Annotated in this window: 18 protein-coding genes and 1 pseudogene; 7 read left to right on the top strand and 12 right to left on the bottom strand. The window is 71.7% G+C overall.

Annotation, left to right across the window (positions count from 1 at the left end; translation table 11 throughout):
• Window positions 1-2: 2 nt before the first annotated feature.
• On the bottom strand, window positions 3-1106 hold the full coding sequence (locus ACFYWS_RS14920) for a winged helix DNA-binding domain-containing protein (RefSeq protein ID WP_389275076.1): 1104 nt from the start codon (window positions 1104-1106) through the stop codon (window positions 3-5).
• 144 nt (window positions 1107-1250) lie between these two features.
• Here ACFYWS_RS14920 and ACFYWS_RS14915 point away from each other — a divergent pair, with 144 nt between their 5' ends.
• Window positions 1251-2411 carry a magnesium and cobalt transport protein CorA gene (locus ACFYWS_RS14915; protein WP_389275073.1) on the top strand — a complete coding sequence of 387 codons (1161 nt, stop codon included), beginning with the start codon at window positions 1251-1253 and terminating at the stop codon, window positions 2409-2411.
• Window positions 2412-2504: 93 nt separating this feature from the next.
• Here the strand turns inward: ACFYWS_RS14915 and ACFYWS_RS14910 are convergent, their stop codons facing one another.
• Complete coding sequence (locus ACFYWS_RS14910) at window positions 2505-4067, bottom strand: hypothetical protein (RefSeq protein WP_389275070.1); 1563 nt, start codon at window positions 4065-4067, stop codon at window positions 2505-2507.
• Window positions 4068-4390: 323 nt separating this feature from the next.
• Between ACFYWS_RS14910 and ACFYWS_RS14905 the strand changes: the two are divergent.
• Window positions 4391-4807 (top strand): annotated as a pseudogene (locus tag ACFYWS_RS14905) (SRPBCC family protein); the annotation flags it as partial.
• A gap of 107 nt (window positions 4808-4914) precedes the next feature.
• Here the strand turns inward: ACFYWS_RS14905 and ACFYWS_RS14900 are convergent.
• From ACFYWS_RS14900 to ACFYWS_RS14875, 6 genes are all read right to left on the bottom strand, one after another.
• Window positions 4915-6102, bottom strand: coding sequence for a glycoside hydrolase family 6 protein (locus ACFYWS_RS14900; protein ID WP_389275067.1), 1188 nt, complete (start codon window positions 6100-6102; stop codon window positions 4915-4917).
• Window positions 6103-6482: 380 nt separating this feature from the next.
• On the bottom strand, window positions 6483-7637 hold the full coding sequence (locus tag ACFYWS_RS14895; RefSeq protein ID WP_389275064.1) for an XdhC family protein: 1155 nt from the start codon (window positions 7635-7637) through the stop codon (window positions 6483-6485).
• Between the two features lie 45 nt (window positions 7638-7682).
• Complete coding sequence (locus ACFYWS_RS14890) at window positions 7683-9134, bottom strand: NCS2 family permease (RefSeq protein WP_389275061.1); 1452 nt, start codon at window positions 9132-9134, stop codon at window positions 7683-7685.
• Between the two features lie 177 nt (window positions 9135-9311).
• On the bottom strand, window positions 9312-11702 hold the full coding sequence (locus ACFYWS_RS14885; RefSeq protein ID WP_389275058.1) for a xanthine dehydrogenase family protein molybdopterin-binding subunit: 2391 nt from the start codon (window positions 11700-11702) through the stop codon (window positions 9312-9314).
• 5 nt (window positions 11703-11707) lie between these two features.
• The gene (locus ACFYWS_RS14880) at window positions 11708-12286 is read right to left on the bottom strand and encodes a (2Fe-2S)-binding protein (protein ID WP_389275055.1); all 579 of its coding nucleotides are present in this window, start codon (window positions 12284-12286) and stop codon (window positions 11708-11710) included.
• Window positions 12286-13188: an FAD binding domain-containing protein gene (locus ACFYWS_RS14875; RefSeq protein WP_389275052.1), complete on the bottom strand. Its 903-nt coding sequence runs from the start codon at window positions 13186-13188 to the stop codon at window positions 12286-12288. Before ACFYWS_RS14875 ends, ACFYWS_RS14880 begins: the two co-directional genes overlap by 1 nt.
• 344 nt (window positions 13189-13532) lie before the next feature.
• Here ACFYWS_RS14875 and ACFYWS_RS14870 point away from each other — a divergent pair, with 344 nt between their 5' ends.
• A complete protein-coding gene (locus ACFYWS_RS14870; protein WP_389275049.1) occupies window positions 13533-15239 on the top strand; it encodes a PucR family transcriptional regulator in 1707 nt (568 codons plus the stop codon).
• Window positions 15240-15413: 174 nt separating this feature from the next.
• Window positions 15414-16226: a hypothetical protein gene (locus ACFYWS_RS14865; RefSeq protein ID WP_389275047.1), complete on the top strand. Its 813-nt coding sequence runs from the start codon at window positions 15414-15416 to the stop codon at window positions 16224-16226.
• Window positions 16227-16232: 6 nt separating this feature from the next.
• On the opposite strand, the gene ACFYWS_RS14860 is transcribed toward ACFYWS_RS14865, so the two are convergent.
• Window positions 16233-17015: a GntR family transcriptional regulator gene (locus ACFYWS_RS14860; RefSeq protein ID WP_389275043.1), complete on the bottom strand. Its 783-nt coding sequence runs from the start codon at window positions 17013-17015 to the stop codon at window positions 16233-16235.
• A 137-nt stretch (window positions 17016-17152) separates the two neighbouring features.
• On the opposite strand from ACFYWS_RS14860, the gene ACFYWS_RS14855 reads away from it, so the two are divergent.
• On the top strand, window positions 17153-18007 hold the full coding sequence (locus ACFYWS_RS14855; RefSeq protein WP_389275040.1) for a (2Fe-2S)-binding protein: 855 nt from the start codon (window positions 17153-17155) through the stop codon (window positions 18005-18007).
• A gap of 188 nt (window positions 18008-18195) precedes the next feature.
• A complete protein-coding gene (locus tag ACFYWS_RS14850; protein WP_389275037.1) occupies window positions 18196-19290 on the top strand; it encodes a DUF2637 domain-containing protein in 1095 nt (364 codons plus the stop codon).
• Between the two features lie 30 nt (window positions 19291-19320).
• Here ACFYWS_RS14850 and ACFYWS_RS14845 read toward each other — a convergent pair whose 3' ends face one another.
• Window positions 19321-19776, bottom strand: coding sequence for an ATP-binding protein (locus ACFYWS_RS14845; RefSeq protein WP_389275034.1), 456 nt, complete (start codon window positions 19774-19776; stop codon window positions 19321-19323).
• A 282-nt stretch (window positions 19777-20058) separates the two neighbouring features.
• On the opposite strand from ACFYWS_RS14845, the gene ACFYWS_RS14840 reads away from it, so the two are divergent.
• Window positions 20059-23121 carry an alpha-mannosidase gene (locus tag ACFYWS_RS14840; RefSeq protein ID WP_389275031.1) on the top strand — a complete coding sequence of 1021 codons (3063 nt, stop codon included), beginning with the start codon at window positions 20059-20061 and terminating at the stop codon, window positions 23119-23121.
• A 16-nt stretch (window positions 23122-23137) separates the two neighbouring features.
• Here ACFYWS_RS14840 and ACFYWS_RS14835 read toward each other — a convergent pair whose 3' ends face one another.
• Together ACFYWS_RS14835 and ACFYWS_RS14830 are read right to left on the bottom strand one after the other, a co-directional pair.
• On the bottom strand, window positions 23138-24883 hold the full coding sequence (locus tag ACFYWS_RS14835; protein ID WP_389275028.1) for a pyruvate dehydrogenase: 1746 nt from the start codon (window positions 24881-24883) through the stop codon (window positions 23138-23140).
• Window positions 24884-24963: 80 nt separating this feature from the next.
• Window positions 24964-26376: a protein phosphatase 2C domain-containing protein gene (locus ACFYWS_RS14830; RefSeq protein WP_389275025.1), complete on the bottom strand. Its 1413-nt coding sequence runs from the start codon at window positions 26374-26376 to the stop codon at window positions 24964-24966.
• Window positions 26377-26445: the final 69 nt, after the last annotated feature.

The following is a 26445-nucleotide window of genomic DNA, read 5'->3' as shown; positions in this document are numbered from 1 at the left end:
GTTCATGTGCGGACGGTGCCGAAGTCCACGGTGACCGGGCCGGGCGCCTCCAGGACCGCGGTGGTGCGCTCCGCTTCGGCGACGAGTTCCTCGCGCTGGGCCCGCGTGAGCTGTCGGAAGGGTTCAAGGGTGAGCACGCTGCCCGCCTCCCCGTTCTCCTTGAGAGTCCACAGACCGGCCAGGAATCCGTCGACGAGGAACGTCAAGTAGGCGGTGTTCACCTGCCAGTTGCGGCCCCGGTCGGCCTCGTGGATCACCCGGGTGCGGTCGGCGTGCGACAGGAGAAGGTTGTCGAACTCGGCGAGCAGGCGCGGCGGCGCGGGCGTGTCCTCGTCGGGGCGGGGAGCGTCGGGCAGGTCGAACAGCTCGACGCCGCGATCGTCGCGAAAGGTCACGAGCCGGGGCCGCAGCCGCTCGAAGGCCTCCTTGGTCCGGGTGATGCCGGCCCACTGCTGGAAGTCCTTTACGGAGGCGGGCCCGAAGGTGCCGAGGTAGCGCAGGATCGTGTCGTCGGGGGCGGGCGTCGGCTCGGCGGGCCGGCCGAACCACTGCTCGGCGGTGGTCAGCCGCACCCCGCCGCTGCGCCGCCACAGGCCGCGCGGTGTGACCTGGACGAGGGGGAGGCAGCCGCGGGCCGCGATGGTGAGGGCCTGCGGGTCGGCTTCGGGCCAGTACCGCAGGAGCAGTTCCCGGATCTCCTTCGGGGTGCGCGGCTCCTCCTCGACGTACCGCCGGGTCAGCTCGGTGAGCCGGTCCAGGTCGACGCCGACGAGACCCTTGCGGAACATCCGCAACTCCCGGTCGCGGGCGGGCTGCACGAGGGGGCGCAGCGTCATGCAGTCGTCCACGGTGTGCAGGTGGATGGTGGAGCGCATGGTGACGAGCCGGGCCACGCGGCGCCGCTCCAGGGCGGTGGAGAGCGCGGCGGGGGTGAAGTCGGCGAGGCGCGCGGCGAGCGCGAGATACGGCGGCCTGACCTCCTGCGCCTGCAGCCCGAGCAGCCGGTCGACGGCGTCCTCGACGCTCAGCGGCCGCCGTTCGAGCAGGAGTTGGCGCTCCAGGGTGGCGCGCCCCAGGGCGCGGGCGGTCATCGGCTTCGTCGTCATACGGGGAAGGTAGCGGGGAACTAGGCCAGATGCTGACCGCTTTACCGCCGATGCCGCGATGCGCTGCACCGTGGTGTCACCTTCGCTGGTTACCCTGCCGGGGACCCGTCAGCGTCAATCACTCGACTACGGAGGGAGGCGGCGATGCCACGACGGCAGGGACGAGCCGGCCGCAACGAGCACGGTGGGGCGCGCCGCTACTCCTGGCGCAGGTCGGCCGACCCGGCGCCCCCGCCCGCCGATCCGCCGACCGCGCCCGCGAGCGCCCCGGCGCCGCAGGACCAGGACAGTGTGGTGAACGCGGCGCTGTACCGGGACGGGGTGCGGGTCGCGACTCCGGAGACCCTCACGGACACCTATCGGCAGCTGCGCGAGAAGCCGCGCACGATGGCGTGGATCGGCCTGGCCCGCCCCTCCGACTCGGAACTCAAGTCGCTGGCCGCCGAGTTCGACCTGCACGAACTCGCCGTCGAGGACGCGATGGAGGCACACCAGCGGCCGAAACTGGAGCGTTACGGGGAGACCCTCTTCGTCGTCCTGCGCGCGGCCCGCTATCTGGACGCGCCGGAGGAGGTCGAGTTCGGCGAACTGCACGTATTCGTCGGCCCCGACTTCGTCATCACCGTCCGGCACGGCGCGGCCCCCGACCTCTCCGCGGTCCGCGGCCGCATGGAGTCGACCCCCGATCTGCTCCGACTCGGCCCGGAGGCGGTCCTCTACGCCATCCTGGACGCGGTCGTCGACGGCTACGCGCCGGTGGTGTCCGGCGTCCAGAACGACGTCGACGAGATCGAGACGGAGGTCTTCTCCGGCGCCCCCGCGGTCTCCCGCCGCATCTACGAACTCTCCCGCGAAATGGTCGAGTTCCAGCGCGCGACCCGTCCCCTGGTCGGCATGCTGCACGCCCTGATGGCGGGCTTCGCGAAATACGGCACGGACGAGGAACTCCAGCGCTACCTCCGCGACGTGGCCGACCACGTCACCCACACCAGCGAACGCGTCGACGTCTTCCGCCAGGCCCTCGCCGACATCCTCACGGTGAACGCGACGCTGGTCACCCAGCAGCAGAACGCGGAGATGCGGGCGCTCGCGGAGGCGGGCTTCGAGCAGAACGAGGAGATCAAGAAGATCTCGTCGTGGGCGGCCATCTTGTTCGCTCCCACGTTGGTGGGAACGATTTACGGGATGAACTTCGAGAACATGCCGGAACTGGGGTGGGGCTTCGGGTATCCGTTCGCGGTCGGCCTGATGGGTGTGGTGTGTGTCAGTTTGTATGTGATTTTCAAGCGGAGGGACTGGCTCTGAACTCGCCTCCCTCCCGATGCTCACCCACCGGGCGAGCGATGGCCAAGGTGACCGGCACCACGTCCCGGCGTCCCGTTCACCGTCAGTTCCGGGTCAGACCCGGCCTCCCAGGTCGTCGCGCACGACGTAGCTGCACTGTGTGTAGGAGAAGCCCGACGTGATGCTGCCGCCGGCGGCGCGCCCCAGCGCCGTCGCGCTGCGGCCGCCCGGCTTGTGCAGGAAGTGGTACGTGCCCGCGGGCAGCCGCAGCGTCTTCTTCGGGTAGCTCTTGCCGCTCGCCTTGCACGCCTTGCCGCGGCCCGCCGCCTCCGTCGGATACGTCTTGCAGGACCCGCAGGCGGCGATGGTGATCCGGCCGGTGACCGGGCCGGTGTAGAGGACCTCGACCGGGTCGGGCCCGTCGTTGCTGATCACCATCTCCATACGGGAGCCGCCCGCCGTGCCCTTCGGCGGCAGCCTGTCGCCCGCGGCGGGACGCAGCCGCGCGATCTCGGCGGCGATGGCGACCTGCTGGGCGCGGGCCCGCCGCTTGTCGCTCTTGTACGTGCCCGCGAAGTCCGTGAGCGACGTGCGCGCCGCACCGAACTTCTTGTCCTCGAACTGGTCGATGCCGCAGGCGTACGCCCCGTCCTCCACGGCCGTCGCGACCCCGCCGCGCAGGTGCGCGGGTGCGGGCGCGGGCAGCTGTTTCGCGGTGTCGCCGATGCGGCGCAGCGCACTGGTGGCGGCGCACGGTTCCGCGCCCTTCAGCTCGCCCGCGCGCCGCTCGACGGCCGCGCGCACGGCGGGCTCCACCTGGTCCGCCTGCGCCGACTCCGGGAACGTACGCAGGAGTTGGCCCAGTTCGCCGCCCCGGCCGTCGGACCCGGCGGCGCCGAGCTTTCCCGTGCCGCACTTCAGGAGCGAGGCGGCGAGCGGCTTGTCGGGCCAGGCCGCGAGGGAGCCGAGGACGGCGCGGTCGACGGTGTCCGGCACCGTCCGCAGGTGTTCGAGGGGTGCGACGGCGGCGCAGTGCTCGCCGTCGGTGTACGGCGCGGACACCGCCTTGTAGTAGGCGTCGAGGCTGTCGTGCACGCGGTGCGCCGCCCGGGAGTCCGGGTGGTCCTCGGCGAGGTCGCGGTACCGGCCGAGCGCCGTGCGGTAGTCGGCGCGGGCCTCGGCGAAGTCGCGGCCGGAGGCCTTCTGGACGAGGGCGTCGGCGCGGTCGAGCCGGTCGAGCAGCATCTCCTCGACGGCGTCGTCGCGCAGACCGCCGTACGCGACGGCGCCCCCCGCGGGCACGGCGAGCAGCGCGAGGCCGAGCACGATCGCCACAACCGGCTTGATCTGTACGGCAGTTGCGGGTGCCCGGAGCCCGCGCCGCGCGCCGTCCGCCACCGCGGCGAGCAGCAGCGCCGCGTACCCGATCAGCGCCCATCCGGGCACCCCGTCCGGGTCGGCGGGCAGCGCGAGGGTGAGCAGGGCGGCCGTGGCGGCGACGCACAGCAGCGCGAGCAGCCGGCTCCGTACGAGGACGTACCCCAGGCCGAGCCCGCTGAGGTTGAGCAGCCCCGCCGCGACGGCGCGCACCGGATCGGCGGGCCCGGCGGGCGGCCGTGCTGGCGGCCCGGACCCGAGTTCCTGCGCCGGACCGAAGCCGGGCGGCCCCGGCGGCACCGGCGGAAACCCTGGTATCGGCGGTGCCGATGGCATCTGCGGAGGCGGTCCGAACGCACCGCTCCCCTGCTGCTCCGCGTCGCCGGACGACGCGCCCCCCTGCCACCTCATCGCGGTCCCCCAACCGTCAGGTGTCACACCCCGAAGCAAACGATCGGGTGCGGGACCCCGCCTGTCAATCGGTCACAAGTAGCCAACCCGGGGACCGACCGGCCAGCGGTACGGCAACTGGGCGCGCTGGGCTCCGAGTTGGAGCCCCGCGCGACACGCCGCCCGGACCCCGGCGCGGCCCCCGCACCCGGACGTGTGCATACCATCACGACATGACCGCCCATATCAGCATCGTCCGTGACACGTCGCTGCGCGCCTCCGAGGCGTGGCGGCGGCTGACCGACTGGGAGCGGCACGGGGACTCCGTGCCGCTCACCCGTGTCACGGTGACGACCCCGCCGCCGGACGCGGCGGGCACGGTGTTCGTGGCGCGCACCGGCGTGGGCCGGTGCGGCTTCGACGACCCGATGGAGGTCGTCGCCTGGCAGCCGCCGCGCCGCTGCCGGATGGAGAAGCGCGGCCGTGTCGTCACCGGCTGGGCCGAGTTCGAGGTGCGGGCGCTCGGCGACGGTGGCTCGCGCGTGGAGTGGCGCGAGGAGCTGCGGGTACGCGGAGTGCCCCGCGCCGCGGACCGGGTGGTCGCGGCGGCGGGGCGGTGGGTCTTCGGGCGGGCGGTGGACGGTCTCCTCGACGACGCCGAAGAGGGCGACGCCGAGGAGAGCGGCACCGACGAGAGCGGCACCGACGAGAGCGGCACCGAAGAAACGTCACGGCACCGGCAGTGACCGGGTGAGCGTCACTTCCCGGGCAGCAGCGGCGGCTTGGCGTACCGCGCCAGTTCGAGCGCCTGCTGCGGGAACCAGTCCCCCGCCTTCGGGTCGACCGTGCCCCGCTCCGGGTCCTCGGGGCCCTCGGTGCCGCGCAGGCACAGGCCGTCCGACTCCCCCGGCGTCTTGATCCACAGGCGGGCGTCCTGCAAGGGGTCGCCGGTACGCAGGGTCGGGCGGGCGCCGAGGCCGCGGTCCGGCGGGTTGCACCAGTCCTGTGCGTCGGTGTACTTGCCTGCGGGCGGGGTCCACGGGCCCCTGCCGTTGCGGCTGGAGTCCGTCACGAAGTGCGCCATCCGGGAGGCCGGGACCCGCACGTGGGCGTCGATCCAGGTCTGCGCCTCGGCGCGCGGGGTCTGCTGGTTCGGGCAGTCGGCGGCGTCCCCGGAGGACTTCTCGACGTACGCGATGCAGGACGAGATCAGCTTGCCGTACCAGGAGTTGGCGTCGTCGGTGAAGTAGTTCGACGCGTTGGTGTAGAAGCCGGCGGCCTGCTCGACGCCGCCCTTGATCAGGCGCGGCACGATGGAGTTGACGCTGTGCCAGCCGGGGTGGCCGGTGTCGAGGTAGACGCGGGTGCCGCGCAGTGGCTCCAGTCGGTCGACCGCGTAGTTGACTTCGGTGTAACGCGCGGCGGTCTTGGTGCCCTGGGCATCGTCCTGGCCGCAGTCGGCGGGGAGCAGGGCCAGTGCGTCGGGTTCGAGGACGACCATGGCGTCGCGGGAGCCGATGCCGCGGGCGACGGCGTCGATCCAGGCCTGGTACTCGGCGGTGGTGGCGGCGCCGCCCGCGGAGTAGTTGGAGCAGTCGCGGCCCGGGATGTTGTAGAGCGCGAACGTTGGGAGGGCGTCGCGCCGGTCGGCGTCCCTGACCACGTCGCGGGCGAGCCTCTCGACCTCGGCGGGGCTCTGGTCGCCGAACCAGACGGCCTGCGGCGTGGCGATCATCGCGGTGACCCGGACGGCGTCGCGGTACTGGCCGGCCTTGACGAGCCCCGCGATCTGCCGGACGGCGTCCGGGTTGGGGTCGGGGGTGTAGAGCTTCGCGCTGTGGCCGGCATCCGCCGACTGCTCGGCGGCGAAGGCCTGCGGCGCGGCGAGGAGGAGGGCGAGCGTTGCGGCGGCTGTGGCTGCGGCGCGTCTGAGGGGTCTTCGCACGGTGACTCCTGGGTCCGGTCGGGCGGGGCGCGGTCGGCCTTGCGGGAGGCTCCCGCCACCTTGCGGGAGCGCTCCCACAGAGAGTCGACCGGGGCGCCCCGAACGTCAAGTACGCCGCGTCTTGGTGTCGCCCGTCGTTGCCTACGCCACGGGGCTCCGCCCCGGACCCCGCGCCTCAAACGCCGGCGAGGCTTGAAATTCCGGACCCCGCCCCGCCGCCGACCAAAAGACCGGGACCCCGCACCTCAAACGCCAGCGAGGCTCGAAATACCGGAACCCACACCGCCGCCGGCCAAAAGACCGGGGCCCCGCGCCTCAACCGTCGGCGAGGCTTGAAATACCGGAACCCGCTGTTCGAACGCCGCAGGGGCTTGGTTGATTCACGCCACCGAATCGACCCGTCGCGCGGGGGTCGGCTCGTGGTGGATCGGGGTGTGCGCCCCCGTCAGGGACAGCCCCGTGCCGCCCCGCCGGCCCGCCACGATCTCGGAGGCGATGGACACCGCCACCTCCTCCGGCGTACGGGCGCCCAGGTCGAGGCCGATCGGGGAACGCAGGCGTGCCAACTCCAGGTCGGTGACGCCCACTTCGCGCAAGCGCTCATTGCGGTCCAGGTGGGTGCGGCGCGAGCCCATCGCCCCGACGTACGCGACCGGGAGCCGCAGCGCGAGCTGGAGCAGCGGTACGTCGAATTTGGCGTCGTGGGTGAGTACGCACAGCACCGTGCGGCCGTCGACCTCAGCCGCCACCCGCTCCAGGTACTTGTGCGGCCACTCGACGACTATCTCGTCGGCGTCGGGGAACCGCGCCGCCGTCGCGAACACGGGCCGCGCGTCGCACACGGTGACCCGGTAGCCGAGGAACCTGCCCATCCGCACAAGGGCCGACGCGAAGTCGATCGCGCCGAACACGATCATGCGCGGGGCCGGGACGGACGACTCGACCAGGACCGTCAGCGGCGAACCGCACCGTGAGCCCTGCTCGCCGATCTCCAGCGTGCCGGTGCGGCCCGCATCGAGATACGCGCCCGCCTCCCCCGCCACCGTGCGGTCGAGCTCCGGATGGGCCCCGAACCCGCCCTCGTACGAGCCGTCGGGGCGGACGAGGAGCGCCCGCCCCAGCAGGCCCGCCGGTCCCGACACGACGCGCGCGAGCGCCGCCGCCTCCCCCGTGGCGGCGGCGTCCAGCGCCTGCGCGAGCACCCCACGTACGGCCGTGTCGGACGCACGTACAGGCGTGACGAGGATGTCGATGACGCCACCGCAGGTGAGTCCCACGGCGAAGGCGTCGTCGTCGCTGTAGCCGAACCGTTCGAGGACCGGCTGCCCGTCCTCGATGGCCTGTCCGCACAGCTCGTACACCGTGCCTTCCACGCAGCCGCCGGAGACCGAGCCGATCGCGGTGCCCTCGCTGTCGACGGCGAGCGCCGCGCCCGGCTGCCGGGGCGCGCTGCCGCCGACGGCCACCACGGTGGCCACGGCGAAGTCGCGTCCCTGCTCGACCCACCGGTGCAGCTCTTCGGCGATGTCCAGCATGTCTCGGTCTCCTCGACGGTTCAGGGGATGGGCAGGGTGGCAGGGCTACTTGACGCCCATCCAGCTCTCGATCGGGTGCAGGCCGAAGTACACAATGAAGACGAGCGTCAGCACCCACATGAAGGCGCCGATCTCGCGGAACTTCCCCTGCGCCGCCTTGATCGCCGTGTACGCGATGACTCCGGCGCCGACACCGGCGGTGATGGAGTACGTGAACGGCATCAGGGCGACCGTGAGGAACACCGGCACGGCCACGGCCCGGTCGGACCAGTCCACGTGCCGGGCGTTCTGCATCATCATCGCGCCGATGACGACGAGCGCGGCGGCGGCGACCTGGCCGGGCACGATCTGCGCGAGCGGCGTGAAGAACAGGCCGAGCGCGAAGAGGATGCCGGTGACGGCGGACGACAGGCCGGTGCGGGCGCCCTCGCCGACACCCGTGGCGGACTCGACGAAGACGGTCTGCCCGGAGGCCCCCGCCACACCGCCGATCGCGCCGCCCGCGCCGTCGATGAACAGCGCCTTGGACAGGCCCGGCATACGGCCCTTCTCGTCGGCGAGCCCGGCCTCGGTGCCGACGCCGATGATGGTGGCCATCGCGTCGAAGAAGCCTGCGAGCACGAGCGTGAACACGATCATGCCGACGGTCAGGCCGCCGATGGAGTCCCAGCCGCCGAACTCGACATGCCCGAAGAGCGAGAAGTCGGGCATGGAGACTGCGCTGCCGGTCAGCTCGGGCGGGCTGCCGCCCCAGACCTTCGGGCTGAGGTCGAAGACCGCGTTGACGATGACCGCGAGGACCGTGCCGGCGACGATGCCGATCAGGATGGCGCCGGGGATGTTGCGGGCCTGGAGCATGAAGATGAGGAGGAGGGTGATCGCGAAGAGCAGGACGGGCCAGCCCTTGAGCTGTCCGCCCGTCCCCAGCGTCACCGGGTTGCCCTTGCCGACGAAGCCGGCGTTGACCAGGCCGATCAGCGCGATGAACATGCCGATGCCGATGGTGATGCCGTGCTTCAGGGCGAGCGGGATCGCGTTCATGATGATCTCGCGCAGGCCGGTGACGACCAGCAGCACGATCACCACGCCGTACATCACACACATGCCCATGGCCTGCGGCCACGTCATGTTGGGCGCGACCTGGGCGGCGAGCACACCGGAGACGGACAGGCCCGCGGCGAGCGCGAGCGGCACCTTGCCGAGGAAGCCCATCAGCAGGGTGGACACGGCGGCGGCGAGCGCGGTCGCCGTGATGAGTCCGGCGTGGCTGAGCTTGTCGCCCGCCGCGTCGGGGCCGCCGAGCAGCAGCGGGTTCAGCAGGAGGATGTAACACATCGCCATGAAGGTGGTGATGCCGCCGCGCACCTCGCGCGCGAACGTCGATCCTCTGTCGGATATGTGGAAGTAGCGGTCGAGCCAAGACCTGCCGGCGGGCTGGCGCGAGCCCGCGCCCGCGTCGTCGGCGGTGGTCTTCGGCTCCACGGACTGGTGGGTCATGGTGCCTCGTTTCCCAAGGTTCAAAGGGGCTCCCGTGAACTGCCTTACGGCACACGGGTTTTGGGATGGCTGCACGACCCGGGGGACGGCCCGAGACGTAAGGGGGCCCGGGGGACGAAGTCCCCCGGAATCTTTCTCTCTTTCCGCCCGGCCCCGCCGGGGCCGGGCGGAAACGGACTAGGCGGAACCCGTTCCCGTCAGATGTTCGGGACGAACTGGCGTCCGGTCGAGCTCCAGGCCCGTCGCGTTCCGGATCGCCGCGAGGACGGCCGGGGTCGACGACAGGGTCGGTGCCTCGCCGATGCCGCGCAGCCCGTACGGGGCGTGGTCGTCGGCGAGTTCGAGCACGTCGACCGGGATGGTCGGCGTGTCGAGAATCGTGGGGATCAGGTAGTCCGTGAAGGACGGGTTCCTGACCTTGGCGGTCTTCGGGTCGACGATGATCTCCTCCATCACCGCGACGCCGAGGCCCTGCGTGGTGCCGCCCTGGATCTGGCCGATCACGGACAGCGGGTTGAGCGCCTTGCCGACGTCCTGGGCGCAGGCCAGCTCGACGACCTTGACGAGGCCGAGTTCGGTGTCGACCTCGACGACGGCGCGGTGCGCGGCGAAGGAGTACTGCACGTGCCCGTTGCCCTGCCCGGTGCGCAGGTCGAAGGCCTCGGTGGGGCGGTGCCGCCACTCCTCCTCGACCTCCACGGCCTCGCCTTCGAGCACCTCGGCGAGGTCGGCGAGGACCTCGCCGCCGTCGGTGACGACCTTGCCGCCCTCCAGGAGGAGTTCGGCGGTTGCCCACGCCGGGTGGTAGGTGCCCATCTTGCGGCGGCCGAGGTCGAGGACCTTCTCACGGACGAGCTCGCAGGCGTTCTTGACGGCGCCACCGGTGACGTATGTCTGGCGGGACGCGGACGTCGAACCGGCGGAGCCGACCTGGGTGTTGGCCGGGTGGATGGTCACCTGCGTGACACCCAGCTCGGTGCGGGCGATCTGCGCGTGCACGGTGACGCCGCCCTGGCCGACCTCGGCCATCGCGGTGTGCACGGTGGCCACCGGCTCGCCACCGACAACTTCCATGCGTACGCGGGCAGTTGAGTAGTCGTCGAAGCCTTCGGAGAAGCCGACGTTCTTGATGCCGACGGCGTAGCCGACCCCGCGTACGACGCCCTCGCCGTGCGAGGTGTTGGACAGGCCGCCGGGCAGCTGGCGCACGTCGGCGCCCTCGCTGGACTCCCACTGACGCTCGGGCGGCAGCGGCATCGCCTTGACGCGGCGCAGCAGTTCGGCGACCGGGGCGGGCGAGTCGACGGGCTGGCCCGTCGGCATGATGGTGCCCTGCTCCATGGCGTTGAGCTGGCGGAACGCGACGCGGTCCATGCCCAACATGTCTGCCAGCTTGTCCATCTGCGCCTCGTACGCGAAGCACGCCTGGACCGCGCCGAAGCCGCGCATGGCGCCGCAGGGCGGGTTGTTGGAGTAGAGGGCGATGGCCTCGATGTCGACGTCGTCGAGCACGTACGGGCCGACGGCGAGGGACGAGGCGTTGCCGACGACGGCCGGGGAGGCGGAGGCGTAGGCGCCGCCGTCGAGGACGATGCGGCACTTCATGTGCGTGAGCTTGCCGTCCTTCGTCGCCCCGTGCTCGTAGTACAGCTTCGCCGGGTGGCGGTGGACGTGCCCGAAGAAGGACTCGAATCGGTTGTAGACGATCTTGACGGGCTTGCCGGTGCGCAGCGCGAGGAGGCACGCGTGGATCTGCATCGACAGGTCCTCGCGACCGCCGAACGCGCCGCCGACGCCGGAGAGCGTCATGCGCACCTTGTCCTCGGGCAGGCCGAGGACGGGGGCGATCTGGCCGAGGTCCGAGTGCAGCCACTGCGTGGCGACGTAGAGGTCGACGCCGCCGTCCTCGGCCGGCACGGCGAGGCCGGACTCGGGGCCGAGGAAGGCCTGGTCCTGCATGCCGAAGGTGTACTCGCCGGAGACGATGAAGTCGGCCTTCTTGGCGGCCTCTTCGGCGTTGCCGCGGATGATCGGCTGGCGGTGCACGATGTTCGGGTGCGGGACGTGGCCGATGTGGTGGTCGTCGCGGTTCTCGTGGACGAGGATCGCGTCCGGGGCGGTCGCGGAGGCCTCGTCGGTGATGACGGGCAGCTCGCGGTACTCCACCTTGATCTTGGCGGCGGCGCGGCGCGCGGTCTCCGGGTGGTCGGCCGCGATGCAGGCGACCGGCTCGCCGTGGTGGCGGACCTTGCCGTGCGCGAGGACGGGGGTGTCCTTGATCTCCAGGCCGTAGTTCTTCATTTCGGCGGGGAGGTCTTCGTAGGTGAGGACCGCGTAGACACCGGGAGTCGCGAGCGCCTCGGCCGTGTCGATGGACACGATCTCGGCGTGCGCCGTGGTGGAGCGCAGAATGTGGCCCCACAACATGTCCTCGTGCCACATGTCGGAGGAGTAGGCGAACTCGCCGGTGACCTTGAGGGTGCCGTCCGGACGGAGCGTGGACTCGCCGATGCCGCCCTTGGTCTGCGACCCCTGGGTGACCTTGCCGGGGATTCCTGTCGTACCCATGCTGCTCAGACTCCCTCGGGCTGCGTCTGGCGCGCGGCGGCGAGCCGGACCGCGTCCATGATCTTCTCGTAGCCGGTGCAGCGGCAGAGGTTCCCGGAGAGCGCCTCGCGGATGTCCGCGTCGGACGGGTTCGGGTTCTGCTCCAGCATCTCGTCGGCCGCGACGAGCAGTCCCGGCGTGCAGAAGCCGCACTGGACGGCGCCCGCGTCGATGAACGCCTGCTGGATCGGGGCGAGTTCACCGCCTTCACCGGTCTGCGAGTCGGTGCCCTTGGCGGACCAGCCCTGCGCGTCCTGAAGCGTCGTACCGCCTTCGTGGGACGCACACGTACGGGACTTGGCGTGCTCGGCGAGCCCCTCGACGGTGACGATCTCCCGGCCCTCGACCTGCCCGGCAGCCACCAGACACGAACACACGGGCACACCGTCGAGCCGGACGGTGCAGGATCCGCACTCGCCCTGCTCGCACGCGTTCTTCGATCCCGGAAGCCCCATCCGCTCGCGCAGCACGTAGAGGAGGGACTCGCCCTCCCAGACGTCGTCGGCTTCCTGCTTACGGCCGTTGACCGTGACATTGACGCGCATTACGCGGCTCCCTCCGTGCGAACGCCCGAGCCGCGGTACGACTCCCAGGCCCAGGTCAGCGTGCGGCGCGCCATGACGCCGACCGCGTGACGGCGGTACGAGGCGGTGCCTCGCACGTCGTCGATCGGGTTGCAGGCGCCGGAGCAGAGCGTGGCGAACTGCTTGGCGACCGACGGGGTGATGATCTTTCCGTTGTCCCAGAACCCGCCCTCGTCGAGCGCGGCGGCGAGGAACTGCTCGGCCTCCTTGGCGCGGACCGGCGTGGGCGCGGCCGAGCCGATGCCGGTGCGCACGGTCCGGGTCTCGGGGTGCAGGGCGAGTCCGAAGGCGCACACGGCGATGACCATCGCGTTGCGCGTGCCGACCTTGGAGAACTGCTGCGGCCCTTCGGCCTTCTTGATGTGCACCGCGCGGATCAGCTCGTCCTCGGCGAGGGCGTTGCGCTTGACCCCCGTGTAGAAGTCGTCGATCGGGATGCGCCGGGAGCCGCGGACCGACTCCACCTCGACCTCGGCGCCGGAGGCGAGCAGCGCCGGGTGGGCGTCACCGGCGGGCGAGGCGGTGCCGAGGTTGCCGCCGACGCCGCCGCGGTTGCGGATCTGCGGCGAGGCGACGGTGTGCGAGGCGAGCGCCAGACCCGGCAGCTCGGTCCGCAGATGTTCCATGATCTTGGTGTACGGGACGGAGGCGCCGAGCCGGACGGTGTCGTTCCGGGGCCCTCCGCCCACCTCCCACTCGCTCAGCTCATTGATGCGGCCCAGGTCGAGGAGGTACTCGGGGCGGCGGTGGTCGAAGTTGATCTCGACCATGACATCGGTGCCGCCTGCGATCGGCACGGCTGTGGGGTGCTCGGCCTTAGCGGCGAGCGCCTCCTCCCAGCTGCCGGGGCGAAGGAAGTCCATAACGGCTCTCTTCTCCGTGAGGTTCGTGGATCGGGCAGGGATCGTGCGTGGTTCGTGCGTCGTGTCGTGCGGGGTCGATGCGATGCGTTCGAGCCACGGGATGTGCGGATCACAGGGGCTCGTTCATGTGCTGTTCACGCGGAGTGAGGCCAGTACACCGCCTGTGCTCCGGCAGTGTCAGTCACGGAAAACATGAACGCGTTGGCTGGCCCGCCGGGGTGTCTTGTAGATTCGTATGAACGGGTGGCATCAGTGGCCTCACCGTTTCTTCCCGGAAACCCAGGCCACAGGTCTGCGGGGTTCCACTTGGGCACACTTCGAGACAGATCGGCGGCGACGAACACATGCGGCTGCGCGCATTGCTGGACACGGACGCGCTGGGCCTCAGGCTCCTCGGCGGCGAAGAGGAGCTCGACCGCACGGTCCGCGGCGTGATGACGACGGACCTGCGGGACCCCAGCCGCTATCTGTCCGGCGGTGAGCTGGTCCTCACGGGCCTGGCCTGGCACCGGGAGCCGGCCGATTCGGAGCCCTTCGCCCGGCTGATGGCGACGGCGGGCGTCGCCGCCGTCGCCGCGGGCACCGCCGAGTTCGGCTACGTCCCCGAGGACTTCGTCGAGGCCTGCGCCCGGCACCGCGTCCCGCTGTTCGAGGTGGCCCAGTCGGTGGCCTTCGGAACGATCACCGAGCACGTCGTACGTCAGGTCTCGGGCGAGCGCGCCGGGGACCTCGCGGCGGTCGTCGACCGGCACCGGCGCCTGATGACCTCGGGTCCCGCGGGCGGCGGCCCGGACGTCGTCCTCGACCTGCTCGGCAGCGACCTCGACCTGCGGGCCTGGGTGCTCTCCCCGACGGGGCGCGCGATCGCGGGCTCGTCGGCGGCCGGGCCCGAACTGCCCGCGGGGATCCGTACGCGGCTCGCGGCCGAGCACCTGGCGGCCCTGCGCACGGGGCGGCGCAGCCCGCACCGGGTGACGGTCGAGGGAGTCACGTACTCGCTGTTCCCGATCGGCTCGGCGCCGAAGGACGGTCCTGCCGCCGCGGCGCCCTCCTCCGACGTGCGGGCGAGCGCCCTCGCGGACTGGCTGCTCATCGTCGAGGCGGACGCGGGCGACTGGCCGGAGGAGCGGCTCGACCTGCTGCAGGGCGTCACACAGCTGATCTCGGTGGAGCGCGAGCGGCGGGACGCGGCGCGCACGGTGCGACGCAGGCTCGCGCAGGAGGTCCTGGAGCTGGTGCAGGCGGGCGCGGCCCCCGCGGAGATCGCGGCACGCCTTCGCGTCGCGGCGCCCGTGCTGCTGCCGGGGCTCGGCGCGGCCCCGCACTGGCAGGTCGTCGTGGCGCGCGTGGAGTGGACGGACCAGCAGGGCGAGAAGGCCGAGGGCGGGGCGGTGGCCCAGTCGCTCCTGGAGGAGATCCTCATCGCCCCGGAGGCCGGGGCGCGCCCCGACACCGCCGAGCCGTCCGACCGGATCGCCGTGGCGCACAGCGGGGACGAGGCGATCGCCCTGGTGCCGCTGCCCGCCGTGGCGGCGGAGCACGACGGCTCGGAGCAGGGCCTGCTCGCGGACACGCTACTGACCGCGGTACGTGAACCCCTCGCGGCCGGGCTCGCCGACTACGGGCGCCTGGCGATCGGCGTGAGCGCCGCGGTGCACTCCGCGGAGGGGCTGCGCGGCGCCCTGGAGGAGGCGCGGCACGCACGGCGCGTGGCGGCCGCCCGCACGGGCGTGGTCTGCGCGGCGGGCCACCAGGAGCTGGCGTCCCACGTCCTGCTGCTGCCCTTCGTCCCCGACGACGTACGGCGGGCGTTCACGGCCCGGCTGCTCGACCCGCTCCGCGATTACGACCACAAGCACCGCGCCGAGCTGATCGCGACGCTTGAGGCGTTCCTCGACTGCGACGGATCGTGGACCCGCTGCGCGTCGCGGCTGCACCTGCACGTGAACACGTTGCGGTACCGCGTGGGCCGCATCGAGCAGCTGACGGGTCGTGATCTGTCGCGCCTGGAGGACAAGTTGGACTTCTTCCTGGCCCTGCGCATGAGCTGACGCCCCATCAACCCCAGGGGCACCCTCTTAGCGATCTTGGGAGCGCTTGGGAACCCCATCCCTTTGTGAAATCTTTCACCCACCCCCTTGGCCGGGCACCTTGATCCGTGCTGAGATGCCCCACGGCAACTCGGCTCGATGGCGTGCTCGGAGGGCAATGTGGCGCATACCGCCATGTCTGGTACCGGAACGAACACAGCGGACGATCCACTCCAGACCGCGGTATGGCGGTTGCGTTCGCGCGGCTGCTGGGCCGACGCGGCGGCACTCCTGGACCATCATGCGACGACGGACGCGGGGGCGGCCCTGCAACGGGCGGCGCTGCTGGTGGAGCGGTGCCTGTACACGGAGCAGGGGTGGGCGGACGCGGAGGACGCGCTCCGCGCGGCGGAGGCGCTGGCCCACACGGACGAGGAGCGGGGCGCGGCGGCCTGCGAGCGGGGGCAACTCGCGTACGCGGCCACGTTGTTGAAGACGCGGGACCGGTCCGACGAGGCACGCTCGGCGTTCGGCAGGGCGGCGGCGCTCATCGCTCCGGGTGCGGCAGGGCGTGCGTTGCTCGACTTCCGGCGCGGCCTGATGTCGGAGAACCTGGCGGACTCGCCACAGGCGGCGCGCGCGGCGTACCGCAGGGCCCACGCGGGCGCGACGGCCCACGGCGACGCGCTCCTGCTCTCCTTCACCTGGCGCCACCTCGCCGGACTCGCCCTGCGGGAGGGCGAGTTGGTGGAGGCGCGGCACGGCTTCACGGAGTCCCTGCGCATCCGCGAGGAACTCGGCTACCTGGTGGGCACGGCCCCGGCACTGGTCTCTCTCGCGGAGGCCGAACCGGACCCGGACACGAAGGCGCGGCTGCGCGCGGAGGCGGGTCGGCTGTTCCGGCTGCTGGACGGTGTGCCGACGTGGTTGGCGGGGATACTGCCGATACAACAAGCCCCGCTTTTGGACGAGAGCCCGCGGGGTCCGGGGCAGAGCCCCGCGGCGTAGGACCGGTCAACCGCTGATGTGACGCTCCACCAGCACACGCACCGCCGCACAGTCCTGCGCCACCAACGCATCCAGCAGCACCACGTGCTGCTTCGCGTCCACCACGAGGTCCGACGTCGACCACCCCACCTGCCGATGCAGATCGTCGGCGACCCGGACCACCTGGTCGTTGCCCGCGAACGCGAGAAGGGCCCGGTGGAAGGCACGGTCCGCCTCCGCGTACCCCGCCCGGTCCCCCACCGCCGCGGCCGCGGCCGTCGCACGGGCCAGCGGCCGCAGTTCGGCCCACCGCGCGGGCGCCACCGTGCGGGCGAGCCGCGTCACCACCGGCACCTCGACGAGCGCCCGCACCTCCGCGAGCTCGGCCAGCTCGCGGTCCGAGCGCCGGGTCACCCGGAACCCCCGGTTGGGCACGACCTCGACCGAGCCCTCGCGCGCCAGCTGCTGCATCGCCTCGCGCACCGGCGTCGCCGAGACCCCGAAGCGCTCCCCCAGGGCAGGACCGGAGTACACCTCGCCGGGCACGAGGTCGCCGGAGACCAGCGCGGCCCGCAGCGCGTCGAGCACCTGGCCGCGCACGGACGTCCGCTCGACCACCGCGCGCGCCATGAGCCCCGGCGCGGGCGGCTCGCTGTGGGTGTGCTCACCACGGCTCTGCTCGGGAACGGAGGCCGGCGCGGACACGGGCGCGGGAGGCCGCGGCGCCCACGCCGGCATCGACCGCTGCTCCGGCACTCCTATGGAGGAGTCGCCTGCCTCACGTGGCCTCGTCCGCTCCACCCCGGTCATCCCCTTCGCCGCCGTTCCTTGCTGTTTGTCCGAAGCTCAACGACGCACGATAGAGGGCCGGGCCGACAGTTCAAACCCCACCTCGTTCGGGTAAGGTAAGGCTTACCTGTAAACGATCGTGAATCGGCGGTCCACGCATGCCCCTCACCACGTCGGCGCTCGGCGCGCCTCCCAGCGCGGTCTCGGCCGCGTACGCCCGCCTCACCGAGGTGTTTCCGGGCCTGGGTGTCACCGAGGTACCCGCGGGGGAGGCGCTGCCCGAGGGTGCGGGCTGGGTGCACGCCGAGCGGCTCGCCGAGGGCGGCGCCGCGCTCGACGCCTTCCTCGCGTGGGACAACGCACAGGTGCTCAAGGACTACGGCACCGGCGCCCGCCCCGACGTCATCGCGAGCTTCGGCCTGCACCGCTACGCCTGGCCCGCGTGTCTGCTCATCACGCTCCCCTGGTTCCTGCACCGCCGCGTGCCCCGCTTCCCGGCCTCCGAGGTCGCCTTCCAGCGCACGCTCGGCCGCCTCGCGGTCCATGTCACCGAGTTCGCCTGCCTCCCCGGCGACCCGGCGGCGGATCTGCCCGGCGCCCGCGTCGTCCCCGACGAGGAGGCCCTGCGCGCCGAGGTCCGCGCGGCCGTCGCCGAGCACCTGCAGCCCGTGCTCGCGGGCTTCGGACCGCGGATGCGGCGCGGCCCGCGCGCCCTGTGGGGCATGGCGACGGACGAGATCGTCGAGTCCCTCTGGTACCTCGGCCACCTCCTCGGCGAGGAGCGGCGTGCCATGGCCGACCTGGAGGCGCTGCTGCCCGGCGCCACGAAGCCGTACGTCGGGAAGGCCGCGTTCCGCGAACTCACGGGCCCCGACGGGGAGTTGCTGCCCACCAGGGACCGGGCGAGCTGCTGCATGTTCTACACGCTGCGCCCGGAGGACACCTGCGTGACGTGTCCGCGCACCTGTGACGCGGACCGGGTCGGCAGGCTCACCGCGACCGCGGCGGCCTGAACCACCCGTTCGAGTGACGTAATTCGAACCCAACTTCCCTTTCTCCTCTGGGAGTTCGAGCGTACGGCCGCTTTACGCGCCCCCTCGCACTCCAATGGCGTTCTCTTGCCCCGAAACCCCCGTGCGGGGTCGGACGGCTGGGCCAATATGGCGGCCGAAACGCCCTATCGCGATGCAAGGGACCCCAGATGAGACTGACCGACATATCGCTGGACTGGCTGCTTCCGGGCGCCGTACTGCTCCTGGGCATGCTGGCGGCGGTCGCAGTGCTCGCGCGCGGCAGGCGCGCCGGGGGAGCCAAGAAGGACGCAGGAATGTTCTCCGACGATTCATGGGAGCGCAGCGAGGAGCGCCGCAGGCGCAAGGAGGCCGTGTACGGCACCGCCTCGTACGTGCTGCTGTTCTGCTGCGCGGCCGTCGCCGCGGCCCTCTCCTTCCACGGCCTTGTCGGCTTCGGCAAGCAGAACCTGAACCTGTCCGGGGGCTGGGAGTACCTCGTCCCCTTCGGGCTCGACGGCGCCGCGATGTTCTGCTCGGTGCTCGCGGTGCGCGAGGCCAGCCACGGCGACGCCGCGCTCGGCTCCCGGATACTCGTGTGGACGTTCGCCGGAGCCGCCGCCTGGTTCAACTGGGTGCACGCGCCGAGGGGCCTGGGCCACGCGGGCGCCCCGCACTTCTTCGCGGGGATGTCCCTCTCGGCCGCCGTCCTCTTCGACCGCGCCCTGAAGCAGACGCGCCGCGCGGCGCTGCGCGAACAGGGCCTGGTGCCACGGCCGTTGCCGCAGATCCGGATCGTGCGCTGGCTGCGCGCACCCCTGGAGACGTACAACGCCTGGTCGTTGATGCTCCTGGAGAATGTGCGCACCCTCGACGAGGCCGTGGACGAGGTGCGCGAGGACAAGCGGGAGAAGACGCAGAACCGGATGCGCCAGCGCGAGCACCAGAAGCTGGAGCGTGCCCAACTGAAGGCGCTGAGCCGGGGTTTCAGCACACACGACCCCCGGCAGGTGGAGGCCGGTGGCGCCGGGCAGGCCGGCCCGGAGTCCGCCATATCGGCGTCGGCCCAGCCCTCGGAACTACCGCAGGCGGCGCCCGCACCGGAACAGCTTCCGCTGCGCGCCCGCCCCTCCCTCCAGGCCGTCAAGGGCATCCGGAGGTCCCGTGACCGTGACCAGAAGGCGCCCGTCACCGTCGATCTGACGACGGAGGACGACACGCAGGCGCTGCCCCGGCTCGACTCTCTGGAGCAGAAGCTCAAGGATCTTGAGCAGCAGCTCGGTTGAGCCCGTCCGTGGTACGGCGGCGTCGCGGGATCACGCGACGCCGCCGTCCAGTTCGAACCAGACCACCTTGCCCGTGGCATCCGGGCCGAGCGCCGCGACGCCCCAGGCGTCCGCGAGGGACTGCACCAGGATGAGGCCGCGCCCGCTGGTGCCGTTCGTACCGTCGTCGGCGTGCGGTACGCGTGGTTCGGGCCGTTGCGAGACGAAGTCACGGACCTCGACTCTCAGGGACCGCGCTCCCACGGTCGCCGTGAGTTCCGCCTCGCAGTCCGTGTGCACCAGCGCGTTCGTCACGAGTTCGCTGGTGAGCAGCTCCGCCACCTCCGATCTCCCGGGCCTGCCCCAGCGCACGAGGAGTTCGCGCAGCGCGCGCCTCGTCTCCGGGACGGCCCGCAGGTCCGCCTTGCCCAGCTTGCGCTTGAGCTGCCGCGGCGGCTCGTCCTCCGGATCCGCGCGCGCCGCCGCGACTCCCTTCTCGAACGTCATTGAGCCCGTGTCGCCCATTGGGGCGCCCCCTCGTGACTGCCGTTTCATGGCCCCCGCCCACACGCCGATCCCATGCCTTTCCGGCTGGCTTCTTCTGCTCGGCCTGCTCTTCGAACGCGTACACGGGGATGAATGCCCCGCTGCCTGATCGGCACGCTTGTTGATTGGTCCACCACTTGCCGGGTGTCCGGCGCCGCGCCGGGGAAGGAAGCGTGGGGACGCCACAGCGACGGGCACAGTACGAGCACCGGACAGCACCGCAGGAGCACTGAAGGAGACGCCGTGCACGACGACCGACACCTCGTCGAAGGCCGACTCGACCGGGCGATGCGCCAGTTCGTGCGGCCCGCGCAGTACGGGGCGCGGGTCCCGCTGAGCATGAGCGTCTGGCACGCACCGGGGGAACCGGTGCCGGTGGCCGAGGCCCTGGAGGGCACGTACGAGCCCTTCGAGACCGGCACCGCCTGGGGAAAGCCGTGGTCGACCAGTTGGTTCCGCCTTGAGGGGCGGGTGCCCGAGGAGTGGCAGGGGCGGCACGTCGAGGCGGTCGTCGATCCCGGTTTCTCCGGGCAGGGGCCGGGGTTCCAGGCGGAGGGGCTGCTGCACGACGCGTCGGGCGTACCCCTCAAGGGTATCCACCCGCGCAACCGGCATCTGACGATCGCGGCGCGTGCGGCCGGCGGCGAGCCTGTGCGTCTGCTCCTCGAAGCGGCGGCCAACCCGACGGTGCTCCGGGACTTCGAGCCGACCTTCCTAGGCGACGTACTGACCGCAGGAGATCGCCCCAACTACCGATTCCGCTCTGCCGACTTGGCCGTACTCGACGAGGACGTATGGCATCTCGTGCTCGACATCGAGGTGCTCTCGGAGCTGATGCACGAGCTGGACGCGGACCGGGCCAGGCGCCACGACATCCTGCGCGCCCTGGAGCGGATGCTGGACGCCCTCGATCTGCACGACGTCCCCGGCACGGCGTCGGCGGCGCGCGCCGAGCTGGCCGAGGTGCTGTCCCGTCCCGCGCACGCGAGCGCGCACCGGATCTCGGCGACCGGGCACGCGCACATCGACTCGGCGTGGCTGTGGCCGCTGCGCGAGACGGTCCGCAAGGCCTCGCGTACGTTCGCGAACGTCACGGCGCTGGCCCGTGACTACCCGGAGCTGGTCTTCGCCTGCTCACAGGCCCAGCAGTACGCGTGGGTGAAGGAGCACCAGCCGCACATCTGGGAGCGCATCAAGAAGGCCGTCGCGGACGGGAACTGGTCCCCGGTCGGCTCGATGTGGGTGGAGTCCGACGCCAACATGCCCGGCGGCGAGGCCCTCGCGCGCCAACTGGTGCACGGCAAGCGGTTCTTCCAGGAGGAGCTGGGCGTGGAGACGGAGGAGATCTGGCTGCCGGACTCCTTCGGATACACCGCCGCCTTCCCGCAGTTGGCGAAGCTGGCGGGAGCCAAGTGGTTCCTTACGCAGAAGCTGAGCTGGAACCAGACGAACAAGATGCCGCACCACACGTTCTGGTGGGAGGGCATCGACGGCACTCGGGTGTTCACCCACTTCCCGCCCGTGGACACCTACAACGCACAGTTCCATGCCAACGAACTGGCCCGCGCCGAGCGGAACTTCGCGGAGAAGGGCGGCGCTTCCCACTCCCTCGTCCCGTTCGGCTGGGGCGACGGCGGGGGCGGCCCGACCCGCGAGATGCTGGAGAAGGCGCGCCGACTGCGCTCCCTGGAGGGTTCGCCGCGCGTCGACATCGAGAAACCGGCCGCGTTCTTCGAGGCGGCGCACGAGGAGTACGGCGCCAAGGCCCCCGTGTGGTCCGGCGAGCTGTACCTGGAGATGCACCGCGCCACGTACACCACGCAGGTGAAGACGAAGCAGGGCAACCGTCGCTCCGAACACGCCCTGCGTGAGGCCGAGTTGTGGTGCACGGCCGCCGCCCTGCACGACCCGTCGTACGCGTACCCGTACGACGCCCTCGACCGGATCTGGAAGACGGTGCTGCTGCACCAGTTCCACGACATCCTGCCGGGCTCGTCGATCGCCTGGGTGCACCGCGAGGCACGGGAGACCTACGCCCAGGTGCTCACGGAACTGGACGGGATCACCGCCGACGCCGTACGCCACCTCGGCGGCACCGAACCGTCCGCGCTCAACGCCTCACCGTATGCGCGCAGTGAAGTAGTCGCCCACGAAGGCGAGTTGATTCATGTGAACGTCGCCGGGCTCGGCTCACGCTCCCTCGCCGAGGCCTCCGGGCGGACGCACGGCCCCGGCGCCCACGCGGCGGCGACGCGGGAGACCGGTTCGATCGTCCTCGCCAATGAGCACCTCACCGTCACCATCGACAGCGACGGACTCCTCACCTCCGTACGGGACTTGAACCACGCGGGACGCGAGGTGCTGGCCCCCGGAAGCCGCGGCAACCTGCTGCAACTGCACCCCGACCACCCCACGCAGTACGACGCCTGGGACCTGGACGCCCACTACCGCCACACCCGCACCGACCTCACGGAGGCCGAGTCGGTGGAGCTGGTCGAGGAGGGGCCGCTGCGGGTCTCCGTGCGCGTCACCCGCTCCTTCGGCACGTCCCGGATCACGCAGGAGTACCGGCTCGCGGCGGACAGCCGGCGCCTGGACGTGGTCACGGAGATCGACTGGCAGGAGTCGGAGAAGGTACTCAAGGCGGCGTTCCCGCTGGACGTGCACGCGGAGCGGTCGTCGGCCGAGATCCAGTTCGGCCATGTCAACCGGCCCACGCACGCCAACACCGGCTGGGACGCGGCCCGCTACGAGATCTGCGCGCACCGCTGGCTGCGCGTCGCGGAGGAGGGCTACGGGGTCGCCGTCGTCAACGACTCCACGTACGGCCACGACGTCACGCGCGCCGCGCACGACGAGGGCCTCGGCACCACGGTCCGCCTGACGCTGCTCCGCGCCCCGCACTCCCCCGACCCCGAGACGGATCTCGGCACGCACCGCTTCACGTACGCGCTTCTCCCCGGCGCGACGACAGGCGACGCGGTGGCGGAGGGGCTCGCACTGAACCTGCCGCTGCGGATCGCGCCCGCCCCCGCCGTGACGCCGCTGGTCACGGTCGACGACCCGGCCGTGACGGTGGAGTCCGTGAAGCTCGCGGAGGACCGGAGCGGGGATGTCGTGGTGCGGCTCTACGAGTCGCGGGGCGGGCGCGCGGACGCGACGCTCACGGCGGCGTTCCCGGTGGCGGGCGCCGACGAGACGGACCTCCTGGAGCGCCCGCTGCGCGCGGCCGACACCTCCGACACCGGTCTCGCCCTGTCCCTGCGCCCGTTCCAGATCCTGACGCTGCGGCTGCGACCGGTGTGATCCGAGCCGAAGTGCCTTAAGGACGCGGCATGTTGCGCAGGTTGGAGCGGGCCATCTGCACCATCCGGCCCACTCCGCCGTCGAGCACGATCTTCGAGGCGGAGAGGGCGAAGCCCGTGACCATCTCGGCGCTGATCTTCGGCGGGATGGACAGCGCGTTGGGGTCGGTGACGACATCGACGAGCGCGGGTCCCTTGTGCCTGAACGCGTCCTTCAGCGCGCCCGCGAGCTGCTTCGGCTTCTCGACACGGACGCCGTAGGCGCCTGCGGCGCGGGCGATCGCGGCGAAGTCGGGGTTCTTGTTGTCGGTCCCGTACGAGGGGAGGCCGGCCACCAGCATCTCCAACTCGACCATCCCCAAAGAGGAGTTGTTGAAGAGGACGACCTTCACCGGCAGGTCGTGCTGGACGAGGGTGAGGAAGTCGCCCATCAGCATCGAGAAGCCGCCGTCGCCCGACATGGAGACGACCTGCCGGTTCCTGTCGGTGAACTGGGCGCCGATCGCCATCGGCAGCGCGTTCGCCATCGAGCCGTGGGAGAACGAACCGATGACGCGGCGCCGCCCGTTGGGCGAGATGTAGCGGGCCGCCCAGACGTTGCACATGCCTGTGTCGACGGTGAACACGGCGTCCTCCGCGGCGAGTTCGTCGACGACGGAGGCGACGTACTCGGGGTGGATGGGTGTGTGCTTCTCGACCTTGCGCGTGTACGCCTTCACGACACCTTCGAGCGCGTCGGCGTGCTTCTTCAGCATCCGGTCGAGGAACTTGCGGTTCGACTTGGGCTTCACGCGCGGCGTGAGGCAGCGCAGCGTCTCGCGTACGTCGCCCCAGACCGCGAGGTCCAGCTTCGAGCGCCTGCCGAGGTGCTCGGGCCGCACGTCGACCTGGACGATCTTGACGTCCTTCTGCGGCAGGAACGCGTTGTACGGGAAGTCGGTGCCGAGCAGGATCAGCAGATCGCACTCGTGGGTGGCCTCGTAGGCGGCGCCGTAGCCGAGCAGTCCGCTCATCCCCACGTCATAGGGGTTGTCGTACTGAATCCATTCTTTTCCACGCAAAGCGTGGCCGACCGGGGACTTGATCTTCTCGGCGAACTCCATGACCTCGGCGTGCGCGCCCGCGGTGCCGCTGCCGCAGAACAGCGTGACCTTGCCCGCCTCGTCGATCAGCTCGACGAGCTTTTCGATCTCGCTGTCGCCGGGGCGGATGCTGGGCCGGGAGGTGACGATCGCGGTCTCGATGGATGTCTCGGGCGCGGCTTCGTCGGCGACGTCGCCGGGGAGTGTCACGACGCTGACGCCCGACTGCCCGATCGCGTTCTGGATGGCGGTCTGCAGGACGCGCGGCAGCTGCTTCGGGCTGGAGATCATCTCGCTGTAGTGCGAGCACTCGGAGAACAGCCGGTCGGGGTGGGTCTCCTGGAAGAAGCCGAGGCCGATCTCGCTGGACGGGATGTGCGACGCGAGGGCGAGCACGGGGGCCATCGAGCGGTGGGCGTCGTAGAGCCCGTTGATGAGGTGCAGATTGCCGGGCCCGCAGGACCCGGCGCACGCGGTCAGCTTTCCGGTGATCTGGGCTTCCGCGCCGGCCGCGAAGGCGGCGGTCTCCTCGTGCCGTACGTGGACCCAGTCGATCGCGTCGTTGCGCCGGATCGCGTCGACGACCGGGTTGAGGCTGTCGCCCACGACTCCGTACATGCGCTCGACGCCCGCGCGGACGAGGATGTCGACGAACTGCTCGGCGACGTTCTGCTTGGCCATGACTCACGCGCCCTTTCGGAACCCGGTCTCCTCGATGCTTCTCAACTCTTCCGTGTTCCATGAATTCATACGGAGCGTGCTCACGCCTCCCAGACGGCCGCGGCCGTTCGGTCGTCGGCGTATCCCTTCACCCGGACCTGGGTGTCCGCGAGGAACGCGGCGAGGCCCGGAGGGTCGGCGTCCGCCCACCTGTTCGCCAGGTGGCGGGCGAGGTCCGGCTCGCCGCGGAGCGGTTCGGCGAGGCCCGGTGAGCACAGCAGCAGCGTGTCCCCCGGTCGGGCGACGGAGGCGCGGAACCGGAAGGCGTCGCGGGGTGGCGGGGGCGCGGGCTCGTAGGGGCTCGGGGGCGTCGTGATGTTGAGGTCCATGGTGAGCCGGTCGTCGTCCGCGAAAGGGGGCGCGGCGTCGGCCGCTCCGGTGGAGCCGGTGCCCGCACCGGGGGGCGGCGACGAGCCGAAGCCGACGACGGGTGCGCCGCTCTGCTCGGTGGCGCTCGGCTCTATGTCCCGCCATTCCCCGTCCCGCAGCCGGAAGAGGCCGCCCCCGCCGACGCCGAAGAACACGCGGGTGCGGCACGCCGGGTCGGCGGGCAGCAGCAGGCAGCGCAGTGTCGCCGCGTACTCCTCCGGGTCGAGGCCCTGTTCGGTGGCGCCGGCCCGCAGTTTGCCGAGGCTGCGGTCGGTGAGCCGGTGCAGGCCGGATTTGAGGTCGCCGCGGCGGCCCGCCCGCACGTCCTCCGCGAGCCGCGTGTGGCTGAGCCCGACGGCCCGCCCGATCCACTCGCAGACCTCGGCGGCGGCGCGGTGCGCGCCGGGCGTGGCGCGGACGCCGGTGGCCATCGCCACGAGGATCAGCGCCGTGGACCCGCTCCCGAACCGCGCGGTGAGCAGACCGTCGCGCCGCGGCTCTCCCCGGTACCGCGCGGAGTCCCCCCGCACGGACACGGCCCGCAAGGTCGACACCCCGCACCGCGCCCCGTCGAGCACGGTGTCCGCGACCAGCTCACCCAGCCCCTCGGGATCAGCGAGCGGAAGCGCGGTGGGCTCGGCCTCATAGGTGGGCGGCCCGTCTCCTACGTAGTCGAGCCGGGGCGCCTCCGGCGGGGGCGGGAGGGCTTCGGGCGGGATCCGGGGCGCGTCCGGCAGTGGCGGAGGGCCCTGCGGTGGTGCCGGCGCGGCGCCGGGCGGGGGTGCTGCCGCCGGGGGCGCCTCCGGCGGGCCCGCGGTGCCCCAGACGCTCCGCGTCTCCGGGTACACCGCGGCTTCGGGCGGAGGTGCCGAGGGGCTCGGCTCGGGGCCGGGGGCGTCGGCCCCCAGGTCCTCCGCCGGGCTCGGAGACGCAACCGCTCCCGCTGAAGTGAAGCGGTCGTCCAGGGTGTCCGGGGCCGGGGTCGGCCCGGTGTCCTCGGCGGCGGTCTCGTTGTCGTACAACTTCCCCCACCAGTCGTCCCCTTGGGCCGGGTGACCGGTGGGCCTCTCCCCCTGCTGGCTCATGCCCTCATTGTCCACGGCACGGGCCGTACGAAAACGGGGCATCGGGAAAAGCCCACCGAAATGGGCCTC

The organism is Streptomyces sp. NPDC002795, assembly GCF_042888725.1.
GTDB lineage: Bacteria > Actinomycetota > Actinomycetes > Streptomycetales > Streptomycetaceae > Streptomyces.
This window is presented reverse-complemented; position numbering and strand designations above follow the sequence as displayed.

Bases quoted from the DNA above. Each gene is read 5' to 3' on its own strand.
- ACFYWS_RS14885 (WP_389275058.1), bottom strand. From the start codon at position 11,702: ATGGGTACGACAGGAATCCCCGGCAAGGTCACCCAGGGGTCGCAGACC.
- ACFYWS_RS14865 (WP_389275047.1), top strand. From the start codon at position 15,414: ATGTCTGGTACCGGAACGAACACAGCGGACGATCCACTCCAGACCGCG.
- ACFYWS_RS14835 (WP_389275028.1), bottom strand. From the start codon at position 24,883: ATGGCCAAGCAGAACGTCGCCGAGCAGTTCGTCGACATCCTCGTCCGC.
- ACFYWS_RS14880 (WP_389275055.1), bottom strand. From the start codon at position 12,286: ATGCGCGTCAATGTCACGGTCAACGGCCGTAAGCAGGAAGCCGACGAC.
- ACFYWS_RS14845 (WP_389275034.1), bottom strand. From the start codon at position 19,776: ATGACGTTCGAGAAGGGAGTCGCGGCGGCGCGCGCGGATCCGGAGGAC.
- ACFYWS_RS14915 (WP_389275073.1), top strand. From the start codon at position 1,251: ATGCCACGACGGCAGGGACGAGCCGGCCGCAACGAGCACGGTGGGGCG.
- ACFYWS_RS14890 (WP_389275061.1), bottom strand. From the start codon at position 9,134: ATGACCCACCAGTCCGTGGAGCCGAAGACCACCGCCGACGACGCGGGC.
- ACFYWS_RS14850 (WP_389275037.1), top strand. From the start codon at position 18,196: ATGAGACTGACCGACATATCGCTGGACTGGCTGCTTCCGGGCGCCGTA.
- ACFYWS_RS14875 (WP_389275052.1), bottom strand. From the start codon at position 13,188: ATGGACTTCCTTCGCCCCGGCAGCTGGGAGGAGGCGCTCGCCGCTAAG.
- ACFYWS_RS14860 (WP_389275043.1), bottom strand. From the start codon at position 17,015: ATGACCGGGGTGGAGCGGACGAGGCCACGTGAGGCAGGCGACTCCTCC.
- ACFYWS_RS14855 (WP_389275040.1), top strand. From the start codon at position 17,153: ATGCCCCTCACCACGTCGGCGCTCGGCGCGCCTCCCAGCGCGGTCTCG.
- ACFYWS_RS14920 (WP_389275076.1), bottom strand. From the start codon at position 1,106: ATGACGACGAAGCCGATGACCGCCCGCGCCCTGGGGCGCGCCACCCTG.
- ACFYWS_RS14830 (WP_389275025.1), bottom strand. From the start codon at position 26,376: ATGAGCCAGCAGGGGGAGAGGCCCACCGGTCACCCGGCCCAAGGGGAC.
- ACFYWS_RS14870 (WP_389275049.1), top strand. From the start codon at position 13,533: ATGCGGCTGCGCGCATTGCTGGACACGGACGCGCTGGGCCTCAGGCTC.
- ACFYWS_RS14895 (WP_389275064.1), bottom strand. From the start codon at position 7,637: ATGCTGGACATCGCCGAAGAGCTGCACCGGTGGGTCGAGCAGGGACGC.